General features: G+C 62.4%; 9 protein-coding genes. 3 read left to right on the top strand and 6 right to left on the bottom strand.

Annotation, left to right across the window (positions count from 1 at the left end):
• Window positions 1-176 precede the first annotated feature (176 nt).
• The 4 genes from queF to LRS11_RS14520 form a co-directional block, all read right to left on the bottom strand.
• Window positions 177-1007, bottom strand: coding sequence for an NADPH-dependent 7-cyano-7-deazaguanine reductase QueF (gene queF / locus LRS11_RS14535; RefSeq protein WP_260496928.1), 831 nt, complete (start codon window positions 1005-1007; stop codon window positions 177-179).
• 428 nt (window positions 1008-1435) lie between these two features.
• Window positions 1436-2140: a copper resistance protein B gene (locus LRS11_RS14530; protein WP_260493649.1), complete on the bottom strand. Its 705-nt coding sequence runs from the start codon at window positions 2138-2140 to the stop codon at window positions 1436-1438.
• The gene (locus tag LRS11_RS14525; protein WP_260493648.1) at window positions 2127-3866 is read right to left on the bottom strand and encodes a copper resistance system multicopper oxidase; all 1740 of its coding nucleotides are present in this window, start codon (window positions 3864-3866) and stop codon (window positions 2127-2129) included. Before LRS11_RS14525 ends, LRS11_RS14530 begins: the two co-directional genes overlap by 14 nt.
• Window positions 3863-4393, bottom strand: a complete 531-nt coding sequence (locus LRS11_RS14520; protein ID WP_260493647.1) for a cupredoxin family protein — start codon at window positions 4391-4393, stop codon at window positions 3863-3865. Before LRS11_RS14520 ends, LRS11_RS14525 begins: the two co-directional genes overlap by 4 nt.
• Before the next feature lie 161 nt (window positions 4394-4554).
• On the opposite strand from LRS11_RS14520, the gene LRS11_RS14515 reads away from it, so the two are divergent.
• Together LRS11_RS14515 and LRS11_RS14510 are read left to right on the top strand one after the other, a co-directional pair.
• On the top strand, window positions 4555-5232 hold the full coding sequence (locus LRS11_RS14515; protein ID WP_173207250.1) for a heavy metal response regulator transcription factor: 678 nt from the start codon (window positions 4555-4557) through the stop codon (window positions 5230-5232).
• Window positions 5232-6566, top strand: coding sequence for a heavy metal sensor histidine kinase (locus LRS11_RS14510; RefSeq protein WP_260493646.1), 1335 nt, complete (start codon window positions 5232-5234; stop codon window positions 6564-6566). Before LRS11_RS14515 ends, LRS11_RS14510 begins: the two co-directional genes overlap by 1 nt.
• Before the next feature lie 4 nt (window positions 6567-6570).
• Here LRS11_RS14510 and LRS11_RS14505 read toward each other — a convergent pair whose 3' ends face one another.
• A complete protein-coding gene (locus tag LRS11_RS14505) occupies window positions 6571-7491 on the bottom strand; it encodes a hypothetical protein (RefSeq protein ID WP_260493645.1) in 921 nt (306 codons plus the stop codon).
• Between the two features lie 247 nt (window positions 7492-7738).
• Here LRS11_RS14505 and LRS11_RS14500 point away from each other — a divergent pair, with 247 nt between their 5' ends.
• The gene (locus LRS11_RS14500; protein ID WP_312026973.1) at window positions 7739-8458 is read left to right on the top strand and encodes a tRNA (adenine(22)-N(1))-methyltransferase; all 720 of its coding nucleotides are present in this window, start codon (window positions 7739-7741) and stop codon (window positions 8456-8458) included.
• Between the two features lie 177 nt (window positions 8459-8635).
• On the opposite strand, the gene LRS11_RS14495 is transcribed toward LRS11_RS14500, so the two are convergent.
• A complete protein-coding gene (locus LRS11_RS14495; protein ID WP_260493643.1) occupies window positions 8636-12445 on the bottom strand; it encodes an SIR2 family protein in 3810 nt (1269 codons plus the stop codon).
• Window positions 12446-12461 lie beyond the last annotated feature (16 nt).

Below are 12461 nucleotides of genomic sequence, written 5' to 3'. Positions count from 1 at the left end.
ACAACCCTAAGCGCTTTGCTCCCCTCTCCCTAACCCTCACAAGTGGGAGAGGGGACTGTCCGTGTTGCCAGAAAGTCATTCTCCCGTTGCCTGGCCGCTGCATTTACCGCAAGGAAAAACGCCGCTTTCCAGGAGGAGGAAAGCGGCGTTTTCCTTTAGTGAACAGCGGCTTTTACTTACTGACGTACCAACCGCCGATTGTCCGGGCTGATCGGCGCCGTGCTGCGGTACGGGTTGATATCCAGCCCGCCGCGGCGCACGTAGCGTGCATATACGGTCAACCGCTGCGGCTGCAGCAGGCGCTGCAGGTCGAGGAACACCCGCTCCACGCACTGCTCGTGGAAGTCCTGGTGCTGGCGGAAGCTCACCACGTAGGCCAGCAGGCTGGCGGCGTCCAGGCGCGGGCCGCGGTACTCGACCACCAGGGTGCCCCAGTCGGGCTGGCCGGTGACCGGGCAGTTGGATTTGAGCAGGTGGCTGTAGAGGGTTTCCTCGACGATCTCGCCCGCCGCGCAGCGCAGCAGCTCGGGACGCGGATGGGCGTAGTCGCTGACCGCAATTTCCAGCTCGTCGACGCAGCGTCCCGGCAGCACGGCCACGCCCTCGGCGGCCACCGCATCCAGGCTGCGCACCCGCACCGCCACCGGCGCCCCGGCGCAGGCCGACAGGTCGCGTGCCAGCACCTGCTCGACCTCGGCCTGGCTGGCATAGGTGCTCTGGTTCAGCGAGTTGAGGTAGAGCTTGAACGACTTGGACTCGATGATATTCGGCGAGTCGGCCGGGATGGCGAACTCGCCGATGGCCACCACCGGCTTGCCGGAAGGCAGCAGCCAGGACAGCTCGTAGCAGTTCCAGTAGTCCACGCCTTGGTAAGGCAAGGTGCTGGCCGTCAGCCCCAATTCGGCCCACTTGGTGGCGCGCGGAATCGGGAACAGCAGCTCGGGGCTGTAGCTGGACAGGTATTCGCTGGACTTGCCCAGCGGCGAGTGTTCGGCGGGATGTTGCATGGCGAGGGCCTGGAAGCGGAAAACGGCGGGCATTGTACCCCATGCCCGAAGCCCTCTCGTCACCCGTAGCCCGGATGCAATCCGGGAAGCAGGCCACTCCGCCCGGGATTGCATCCGGGCTACAGGCTGGGGAGAGGCTGAGTTGCCCACAGCCCTCTCCCCCGCCCCCTCTCCCACAAGCGGGAGAGGGGTGACTCACACCAGAACTTCAACCCCAGCACCCAAGCCCACCCATCGGCATGCTCGCGCTTGGCGCGCAGCCCCCGTAGCCCGGATGCAATCCGGGAATCCGGCCATTTCGTCCCCGGATTGCATCCGGGCTACAGGCTGGCCGCCCCCTCTCCCGTTCACGGGAGAGGGCTGGGGAGAGGGTGAATTGCCCACCGCCCTCTCCCCCGACCCCTCTCCCACAAGTGGGAGAGGGTGATTCACAACCAGAACTTCAGCCCCAGCACCCAGGCGCCCTCCTCGTCATGCTCGCCTTCGTCGCGCAGCCAGTCGCCACTGCGGCCGTAGGTCTTCTCCCAGACATAGCCAACATAGGGCGAGAATTGCGGGCTGACCCGGTAATTCAGGCGCAGCCCGGCCTCTAGGGTGCTGCCACCGGCGCCAACGCCCAGGTCGCGATCGTCGGCCAGCGCCAGGTCGTATTCCAGCTTGGGCTCCAGCACCCAGCGCTGGGTCAGCAGCAGCTCGTACTCGGCCTCGACGCGCAGCGACGGGTCGCCGCGCTCGCTGACGAACAGGTTGGCGTCCAGCTCGATCCACTGCGGCGCCAGGCCTTTCACCCCAAGCACGGCATAGCTGCGCGCCGGCCCCGGCTGGTCGTCATGACGCACGCCGGCCTGCCAGTCGAAGAACTCGCTGGCCATGCGCCGATACAGCAACTGGGTCTCGCTGGACTCGGTCGGCCCGCCGTCGGCACGCTCGCCGCTGCTTTTCAGTACTGCCTTGTGCAGGTCGTTGCCGTAGGTGGCCTCCAGCTCCCAGGCCAGCGCCTGGTCGTCGCCATCGAAGCGCTGTTCCAGGTGATCCACGGCCAGCTTGGCTACCGGCATGGCGTCCATGTGCGGTTCCATGGCCAGCGCCGGGGTGGCCAGCAGCAGGGCCGGCAGCAGATTAATGATGCGCATGTTCGCTCTCCTTGGCCGCCGGTTGCTCGCTGTAGAACGGCTGGGTACTGCCGTCTGCCGCCTCGACCACGACCTTGCGGAACATGCCGCTGCCCATGTGGTAGATCAGGTGGCAATGGAAGGCCCACTCGCCCATGGCATCGGCCGGCACGTCCACTTCCAGGGTCTGCCCCGGCGCCACGTTGACCACGTGCTTGAGCGGGTTGAACTGGCCGTTGCCCTTGTCCAGCTGCATCCACATGCCGTGCAGGTGCATGGGGTGGTTCATCATGGTCTGGTTGACGAAGCGAAAGCGCACGCGCTCGCCGTACTTCAGGCGGATCGGCTCGGCCTCGGAGTACTTCACCCCGTTGAACGACCAGAAGTAGCGTTCCATGTTGCCGGTCAGCTGCAGCTCGACGGTGCGGTCCGGCGCCCGGTAGCCGTCGACCGGGCGCATGGCCTTGAGGTCGCCATAGACCAGCACGCGCCCGCCATCCACCGGCTCGGGGGCAATGCCACTGCCCGCGGCGTAGTCCGGGTTGTTGGCCTGGGCCATGGCCGCATGATTCATCGCGCCATGGTCCATGCCGGTCATCTGCGAGTGATCCATCCCCGCCATCTGGGAGTGATCCATTCCTGCCATGGCCGAATGGTCCATGCCAGCCATCTCGTCACCGCCCATCGAGCCATGATCCATCCCGGCGTGAGCCATGCCCATGTCGGCCATGCTCAGCAGGCGCGGGGCACGCAACTCGGGCACCTCGGCCTGCATGCCGACCCGTGGAGCCAGGGTGGCGCGGGCATAGCCACGGCGGTCCATGGATTCGGCGAACAGGGTATAGGCCTTGCCCTCCTTGGGCTGGACGATCACGTCGTAGGTCTCCGCCACGGCGATGCGCAGCTGGTCGACAGTCACCGGCTGCACATCGTTGCCGTCGGCCTGCACCACGGTCATCGCCAGGCCGGGGATGCGCAGGTCGAAGTAGCTCATGCCCGAGCCGTTGATGATGCGCAGGCGCACCCGCTCGCCCGGCTTGAACAGCGCGGTCCAGTTCTGCTCGGCATCGCGGCCATTGACCAGGAAGCGGAAGCCGCTGACATCGGCGATGTCGGTCTTGGCCATGCGCATGTTGCCCCAGTCCCAGCGATCCTTGAGCGCCGCGCTCCAGCCGTCGCGTTTGGCGTCGCGCAGCAGGTCGCCGAGGGTCGGCTGCTGGTCGTTGTAGTAGTCGGCCTGCCTCTTCAGGTTGGCCAGGGTGCGCTCCGGCTTCTCGTCCTGCCAGTCGAACAGCAGCACCGTGTACTCGCGGTCGTAGCGGTACGGCTCACGGCCCTTGGGCTCGATGATCAGCGGCCCGTAGATGCCCTCCTGTTCCTGGAAGTCGGCATGGGCGTGGTACCAGTAAGTGCCGGACTGGTTGACCGTAAAGCGGTAGGTGAAGGTCTCACCCGGCTGGATGCCGGGGAAGCTGATGCCCGGCACGCCGTCCTGGGTATAGGGCAGCAGGATGCCGTGCCAGTGCAGCGCGGTCATGCGATCCAGTTTGTTGGTGACGGCGATTTCCACCGCCTCGCCTTCCTGGAAACGCAGTTCCGGTGCCGGGCTCTGGCCGTTGACGGTCAGCGCCGGACGCACGCCGTCACTGAAGCGCACCTGGCCCTCGTCGATCACCAGTTCGTAGCGACCGGCCTGGGCGGCCAGGCTCAGGCCCAGCAGACCGGCGGCGAGTAGCAGACGCTTCACGGCTGCACCTCGACATTACCGACCATGCCCGCCTGGTAGTGGCCGGGGATATTGCAGGCGAACTCCAGGCCGGTGCTCTGGCTGAAGGTCCAAGTCAGCTCGGCGCTCTGCCCCGGTTCGAGCATCACCGTATTGGGGTCGTCATGGGCCATCTTGCCGTGGTCCATGCCGCTCATGTCGTGCTGGCTATGGTCCATCTTGCTCATATCGTGCTGCATGCCGGTCGGGGTGAGCATGCCCATCTGCTGCATCATCAGCATGTGCTTCTGGTGCTCGGCATGCATCGCCGCATCGCCCAGGCTGAACTCGTGCAGCAACGCGCCGTCGTTCTTCAGCACGAAGCGCACGGTCTCGCCAGCCTTGATCTGCACGCTGGCCGGCTCGTAGTACATATCGCCCAGAGTGATGGTGACGGTGCGGTCGGCTTCGGCCGCTTTCGCCGGCTTGCCGAACGCGAAATGCCCCTGGTCGGCCAAGGCCGGCAGGCTGATGGCGAAGAGCAGCGGCAGAAGAATACGAGCGGACATGAGTGAGGCTCCATGGATGGACGATGCCCCACTCTAGGCGCTGGCAACTGGCGCTAAGCTGACGCGAAGATTACAACTTTGTCAGCTTTGCCCATTGCCGCCCTCGCCTGGCGTATAAAGCCGGCATCCACCCCGCACGAGCCCCAAGCTGCGAGCCCCGAATGAAACTGCTGATAGTCGAAGACGAACCCAAGACCGGCCAGTACCTGCGCCAGGGCCTCGCCGAGGCCGGTTTCAGTGTCGAACTGGCCACCGACGGCAGCAGCGGCGAATTGCTGGCGCTGTCCGGCGAGCATGACCTGCTGATTCTCGACGTGATGCTGCCCGGCCGCGACGGCTGGCAGATCCTCCGTAGCGTGCGCGGCGCCGGCCTGGAAACCCCGGTGCTGTTCCTTACTGCCAGGGACGCAGTCGAGGACCGCGTGCGTGGCCTGGAAGCCGGCGCCGACGATTACCTGGTCAAGCCCTTCGCCTTCACCGAACTGCTGGCCCGCGTGCGCACCCTGCTACGGCGCAGCAACGGCGTGGCGCAGGACACCCAGCTGCAACTGGCCGACCTGTCCCTCGACCTGCTGCGCCGCCGCGCCGAACGCGCCGGCCAGCGCATCGAACTGACCGCCAAGGAATTCGCCCTGCTCGAACTGCTGCTGCGCCGCCAGGGCGAAGTGCTGCCCAAGTCGCTGATCGCCTCGCAGGTGTGGGACATGAACTTCGACAGCGACACCAATGTCATCGAAGTGGCCATCCGCCGCCTGCGCGCCAAGGTCGACGACGGCTTCGCCCAGCCGCTGATCCACACCGTGCGCGGCATGGGCTATGTGCTGGAGGCGCGCCGCTGATGTCGCTCGCCAATCGCCTGGCCCTGCTGTTCGCCGCCTGCGCCGCGGCGGTGGCGCTGATCGCCGGCAGCCTGTTCAGCCAGGCCAGCGCCCGGCACTTCATCGACCTGGACCGGCAACTGCTGCAAGGCAAACTGGCCGTGTTCGCCGACATCCTGCAGGGCGCCGACACCCCCGGCGCCCTGGCCAGCCGCCGCCCCGCCGTGCTGCAGGAACTGCAACGCCACCCGGAACTGGCCCTGCGCGTCGAAACCCGCGACGGCCAGGTGTGGTTCAGCAGCCTGCCGCAACTCGAGAAACTATCGATTTCCATGCAGGCGCTGCGACGCTGGCGCAACGGCGATACCGACTACCGGGTGATGGAAAAGCCTTTGTCCAACGGCCTGCGCCTGAGCCTGCTGCTGGATATCACCCACCACCAGCATTTCCTGCAGCAGATGCAGCGGCTGATCTGGCTCTGCGTCGGCCTCTCGGCCCTGGCCACCGCCCTGCTCGGCGCCTGGGTGGCGCGGCGTGGCCTGCGCCCGCTGCGCAACATGACCGCAGTGGCGCAGCAGGTTGGCGCCAGCTCGCTGACCACCCGCCTGCCGACCCAGGGCCTGCCCGCCGAACTGGGCGAACTGGCGCAGGCCTTCAACGCCATGCTGGCGCGCCTGGAAGATGCCTTCGCCCGCCTCTCCGCGTTCTCCGCCGATATCGCCCACGAGCTGCGCACGCCGCTGTCCAACCTGCTGACCCAGACCCAGGTGATCCTCAGCCAGCCCCGCCCGCTGGAGGACTACCAGGAAGCGCTGCACTCCAACCTGGAGGAGCTGCAACACCTGGCGCAGATGGTCGGCGACATGCTGCTGCTGGCCAAGGCCGAGCACGGCCTGTTGCAGACCCAGCGGGAAAGCCTGGAACTGGGCGTCGAGCTGGCCGCCCTGGCCGAGTACTTCACCCCGCTGGCCGAGGATGCCGGAGTCACCCTGCGGGTCACCGGCCAGGCCGCGCTCAGCGCCGACCGCGGCCTGCTGCGCCGCGCCCTGAGCAACCTGATCGCCAACGCCCTGCGCTTCACCCCCAGCGGCGGCGAGCTGCACCTGAACACTGCAAGCTCGGGCGCCACCGTACGCATCGAAGTGGCCAACCAGGGCCCGGAGATTCCCGCCGCATTGCGCGAGCGCCTGTTCGACCGCTTCTACCGCGCCGACCCGGCCCGCCGCGAAGGCAATGCCGAACACGCCGGCCTTGGTCTGGCCATCACCCGCTCCATCGTCCGCGCCCACGGCGGGGCCATCCGCTGCGAGTCGGCCGAGGGCTGGACGCGCTTTATCCTGGAGTTCCCAACCTAGCCGGTTAAGGCAACACACAACCCGCCGTTAGCCGCAGCGGCGCGCTGGGCAAGCTGCCACTGACATGGCTGGCGGTGCACTGCACCGGCGGCAGGGTACGCAGGAAGTCGGGATCAGGCTGCGCCTGGATCGGCCCAACCAAAGGCAGGTTCAGGCTGACAGTCTCACGGGCCGCCAGGCGCAACGGGTTGCCATTGAGATTGCCGACCACGGCGAAGCCATTGGGGTTGTGGATGCTGAGCAGATGCATATTGGGCGAAGCCCGGGTGAACAGCTCCTCCAGGCGCGTGCCGCCCCAGGTGCGGGTGCCACCCAGGCATTCGTAGGCATTGGCGGCGATGCGCCGGAGATCGATGGGGATCACCTCGGCCCGCGTATCCAGATCGATGCGCCCGATGGCGCTGGCGACCCCGGCACGCTGGCCCTCGACATCGATCACTTCACTACGCAAGGCGATATTGCTGGTCTCGCGGATCACGAAAGTGCGCTCGCCACGGTGCTGGACGATATCGCTGGCATCGGCCAGTGGCGGCTCGGGCTCGGGGGTGATCTGGATGCGGGCATTGAGGTTGGGCTCGCAGCCCAAGTTGCTTGGCGCCGCGCACTCGCTCATACGGCGCGCCGAGTCGCTGATGGCCGCACAACCATTGCAGAAGCCATCCAGGCATATCGCCCCAGCCGTGCAGTCGGCACTGATGCGACAGCTCTGTAGCGCCGGGGTATTGCCGTTGGCGATAGCGCAGAAGCTCGGGCTGCGTGGACGCTGGGTATCCCAGGCAATGGTCACGGTATCGCCGGCACAGGCCAGAGCGGGTGTGGCAATCAGGCTGCCGCCCGGCATGGCGGCGATAACCGAGCGATCCAGAGTGCAACCGGAAAGAAAGGAGAACAGCAGAAACAATGGAACCAGCAAGCGCGCGGTCATGACGGAGCCTCCCTGCAGACGATGCGTCCTTTAGGCATAGTCCCTCCTGCCGTGCCGGCAAACCGGTGTGACCAACGGCAGGTGACGGCCAGAATTAGCGGGAGCGCTGTGGGCCGCCCAGGAGCCATCAGCGCAGGCCGCGCCATGGCGCTGGTCGCCGGGATTTGCCAGGCACGCAGTTGCTCGACAAAATCGCCCGCCGTTCCGGCCCAACGTGCCGGACGACCGTGGTGAAAAGAGGCAGCAGTTGAACGAACAGAGATTGTCCGAACGCCTGGAACGCGTGGCCGCGCATGTGCCGGCCGGTGCGCGGTTGGCCGATATCGGCTCGGATCACGGCTACCTGCTCGTAGCCTTGATGAAGCGTGGCGTGATCGCGGCGGCGGTGGCCGGCGAGGTGGCGGTGACGCCGTTTCACGCGGCGCAACGCAGCGTGCGCGAGAATGGCCTGAGCCAGCGCATCAGCGTACGCCTGGCCAATGGCCTGGCCGCGATCGAACCAGCAGACGGCATCACCGCGATCAGCCTCTGCGGTATGGGCGGCGAGACGATCCGCGACATCCTCGACCGCGACCAGGCACGCCTGAGCGGCGAGGAGCGCCTGATCCTGCAGCCCAACGGCGGCGAGCAACCCCTGCGCCAATGGCTGATGGACAATGGCTACCGCATCCTCGGCGAGGAAGTGCTGCGGGAAAACCGCTTCAACTACGAAATCATCGTCGCCGAACGCAACGGGCCGGTGCTGTATAGCGCCCAGGAGCTGTACTTCGGCCCACTGCAATTACAGCAACGCAGCTCGGCATTTCTGGCCAAGTGGCAACGCCTGTTGCGCCTGAAGCAGCGCACCCTCACCCACTTCGCCCAAGCGCGGCAGGCCGTGCCCGAGGAGCAAGTGCAAGCACTAACGCAGCAGGTCGGGTGGATCAGCGAACTGCTTGCTCAAGCAAACGAGGCGCTGAAGGGCTGATGCGTGGTGCGCTTTCGATAGTAAGTGCGCGCATGCGCCGGTAGCACAGCCTGAACGTATCGTCTCTTGACTTCAAAACGACCCCAAGCGGTCGGGGCAAGGGGGCAGAGAGCGGCCATTGAGTATCTAGAGCGTCTTAGATGATTCACTGGGTGTGCCGGTCATAAAGCCCAAAATCTAGCTTCGCTCAACAAGATCTATAAGACGTAAATAACGTGGATCTGATGTCAGATGCGGTTCGGTTTCCGCAATCAGTGCTAGCACCTTCGCTAACTGATATGGCAGGCGAGTAAGGGCATGAGGTGTAGCTCTGTTCATTAAGTCCAGCGTCGTTTCGGGGAACATAACGGTAATCGGCTTTCCATCATGGATCTCTCGGGTGAACCGGTAGAACGGATGATCATTTGCCTCCACCGGGACCACGAACCTCTTCACCGCCTCGTATACGACCGGGAAACTATCACCCGTGTCATCCAGCAAGCCGATCCACGCCCTCACCGATGCCGAGGTTCTGTATCGGCGCTCTCTCGGCCAGTCCTCATCGATTAAGGGGATGACGTGTTTGGCCCAGCCACTCTCGTTTTCCTTTCCAACTAGACCCAGCCAGAAAATGAACCGATTACGAGTTTCATCAGACATCGCTCGTAAAACCGAACGCATTTCAACTCGTGAGAGACCGCCCTGCTCATTTGAATGAAACACCCGCATGAAGCCCAGCCATTGGGCGGCTACGTTTGAGAAGTCCTGATTCCAAGAAAACCTCTCGACCCACGGAAAGAGTCCAAGCAGCAACGGTTTGATGATTGCGGCCAGTGGCTGCCATGGCACCCGCTCACTATGAAGAAACCCGTTCCACGCAGGCTCCGAAGCTGGATGATCAAATTCCAACATTGGAATAAGACACTCCTCAGTCCAGACAGGATCAACGAACATGAGCCAGTTCAGCTTTCTGCTCACTATCGACACGGCATGATCTGCACCCTCACCTGGCGCCGCAAAGAGGCGCTCGATACGAAACTTGATGTGCTCTGGGATGAGCGACCCGGCCTCCTGCGTCTTTCCAGGCACTGCATGAAAAAGTACCTCAGCACACATGCCAACGGGGCCGTTGATTGCGTGATCGAGTGTACGTCGGGACCGTTGAATAACTTGTCCACCTTGGCGGACTTCGCCAAGCCCGCTCTTCGCCGCATCTGCCCCTCCACTCAGGATGCCATCGACGATGTGATCGTAGATCGCCCAACCGAGAGCATCATCAAATTCAAGGACCGCGACCAAATTCTGTTCGAGCCATCGGCCTAAGGTATGGCGCAGTTTGGCGATTAGCGCATGTGGAAGTCGCACTACTCGATTCAGGAACACCCGTCTCAGCCTGGGTGTAATGTCGGCAGGAAGTTCACTGATCATCGACGACCAGAACGCCTCTGGATAGTCGCCAGTCCTTCCTGCAATCGTCAGTGCAGACAATGCTTTGCGCGGATTGGCTTTTACTAAACCAGTAAAGGGGCGCCTCTCGGTGAGGCTTCCTAAATCGCGTTTAATATCTCCTTTCGCCGTGGCTATGACCTGGCTTACAGGGAGGTTCATAAGCTCGCCAGGCGTTTCGTCCGTGCGAACCCAGCCTCCTTGAGAGCCCCATTTAGTCACCGTCGAGGTCGCCCAATCGTCGCCCCATTCAGGAATACCTCTGATCATCTCGGCAAGTCGCTTCCTGCGATCTTCCGTCAGCTCACAATCATGCAGTTCGAGATACCTTGCGTATCGGGCGGCGAACTTATCCCGCAGCTCATGGAGTTCGTCGTCAGTCCAATGGGAAAGCTGATCAGGGCCTGAGAGGATTCGGTCGGTGAGTTTATCTCGGCTCTCCTGAGAGAAATCCCTCCACCGATCCGCCAATAGGAAAAGAAGTTCTCGGATCGCATCGCGACACCAAAAGGTCTCTTGATCAAAGGACAAGATCGCGCTGGCGACATAGTCGGCCTCGAAAATCTCTGCCTTGTTGAACGCGTAAAGCTTTAGTTTCCGGAAGAAAAACCGATCAGTTTCGGGCCAACTCGTTGAATAGGCATTCGCCAGATCTGGCCTAAGTCCAGCCATTCGGTCAAAGAGCTGGATGAACCAAGTCATGACCTCTGCGTCTTCGGTGATGCGTTCTCTACCGACAACCTCGCGGTCCGGGTAGCACGTTGGAGTCTGAACGTAAACTGGTTCGAGATCAGCAAGAAGACCGCAGGCAATAGTTAGCTGTTCTTGCAGGATGCTGATTACCGCCGGCAATACCTCGTCAGGGACTTCCAGGCCCTCGTTATGCCGGTCAAGGAACTTGACCTCGAACTGACCAAGGTCACTAAAGCGAACTTCCTCCCAATTTGCAGATGGTGGTTTGGATTGCGCTAAACCAAATGGTGGCCTGATATCGACTCGGGGCAGAGCGACTCGCCTGAATTCGCGAAGGACACCGGGGGCCCAACCCTCTACCGCTATCATCTTTTTCAGGCTGAACCAGTCGCCATACAACTGACGATTACGAGGGTCTCGGTGGTGCTCAAGGATCAGACGCCAAGTGTGTCGAGCACGCTTGTGAAGATCCTTCCCATTTTCTATCTGCCATTCAATTTCATGTAGCAATCGTGGATGAAGCCCGTTCTGCCGGATGGCCCACCACGCGAGCACAGGGCTATCAAGTGACTTTCTGACCCAAGTTATGAGATGCCCGAGCCTTTTCGGGATCGTCTCGAAGCCTTCCGTCTGTCGGCCACCCAACCGATGAAAATCATGCGGATTATCGTCTTCATCACGCCAGGCAAGGAGATCGTCGTTGCTGACACCCTGCCTTCGATCATCCTCAGAGACCTCCATTAGATCGTCATCAAGTCCATATGCGGCCTTGGGGTCGAAAACTTCTGCATCGTCGCCATAGCTGCGGCTCTGTTTGGCTGACCGGACATTCGCATCCATTACACACACCCATTCCGGATGAGGTGCTGGATCAGCCTCCGAGAGCAATCTCGCCCCCTGCACTGTGCGCAGGACATGTGCAATCTGGCCACGCTCATAAGGCGCCAGATTCTTCGGGTCCTGCTGGCTTTTAGCAATTATGGATGTACGCCATCTGCGAGGATCATCGGCCCGGTCTGCCCAGGCCTCCAGGCTCCTCCATAAGTCTGGATGATTGGAATAGGCTATGGCTGTGACGCCTCGGTCTCGCCACTTGGCTTCGATCTCCTCTGGAAGCCCACGATCAAAGGCATAGAGCCTAGATCGATCATACTGACCGTCATGGTTGAGGCCTTGAAGCAGGTATTTGATTGGTGGGTCTTCCGCCTGATAGCCCACCAAAACGACGGTATATCGTTCGAGGAGATGCCTGATAAAGTTAGTGGCCCATCCTTCTGAAAGGTAGGCGCGTCCGAAGTCCGCGCTGCTCAGAACGTAGGGATGACTTTCAGAGGCGGCTTCCACCAGCCGCCCGTGTAGATATGTAATCCCCTCTATTTTCGATCCGAAATTCAGATCTGGAAAAGCAGGCGGTACGTGCCGGACCAAATGTTCCCCACCCTGCCCGGCCTCGAACAATCGGTCGAAGTTCGTCGTGACAATCTGCGGCACGCCGTTTTGGCTCGAAGAAATTCGCTTGATTAGGTCGTGCTCACGTCCAAAATCGTTAGTTTCTAAGGGAGCACTCAGCCGCTCTGTGACCAGAGCGTTAACTTCAGCCTTGCCGTATTCAAGGTGAAGTAGGTTGAAGATTTGGTCGAGAGGGACATTCGCTGCAGATTGACCGTCCAGCCACGGCCGAAATGCGGCCATGATTTCTGAGTCGGCTGGCGGGTCATAGAACTCTATGACGTATTGGGTGAGGCCGACAAAAGTCGGCATCCCAGATGGCAACGAAACTCCGGCACCGCACAAAAACACAACGCGACCAGCATCGCAGCGTTCTAAGAGGATATCCGGTATAGCGGGACCATCTGGATAGAATCTCATGAGCTCAATTTATCAA

This window comes from Pseudomonas sp. J452 (genome assembly GCF_024666525.1).
GTDB lineage: Bacteria > Pseudomonadota > Gammaproteobacteria > Pseudomonadales > Pseudomonadaceae > Aquipseudomonas.
The sequence above is the reverse complement of the archived record's forward strand: the minus strand, read 5'-3'. Positions and strand labels throughout refer to the sequence as shown.